Source organism: Rhizobium sp. SVR5-2C (assembly GCF_056755115.1).
Window position 1 is genome coordinate 1 of sequence record NZ_JBNDHT010000412.1, and the last position, 268, is coordinate 268.

The following is a 268-nucleotide window of genomic DNA, read 5'->3' on the forward strand; positions in this document are numbered from 1 at the left end:
CTCTCTCCAGTGCTCGGTCGATGGCCGCGACGATGCCGGACAGCTCGTCGAGCCGGGACATGACCGCGTCGCGCTGACGACGCAGGTGGGTGACCGCGTCCTCGCCGCCGTCGAGCAGCGCGGCGATCTCCTCGAGCGGCAGCTCCAGGCGTCGGTAGACGACGACCTGCTGCAGGCGCGTCAGGTCCGCGTCGGTGTAGAGCCGGTATCCGGCCGCCGACCGCTCGCTCGGCACGAGCAGGCCGATCTCGTCGTAGTGGTGCAGGGT

General features: G+C 70.9%; 1 protein-coding gene. It reads right to left on the reverse strand.

All coding sequences use genetic code 11. The features are described from left to right. Window positions 1-268 (reverse strand): MerR family transcriptional regulator (locus tag ACPYOI_RS36325; protein ID WP_481424208.1); only part of this gene is annotated, 268 nt, incomplete at both ends.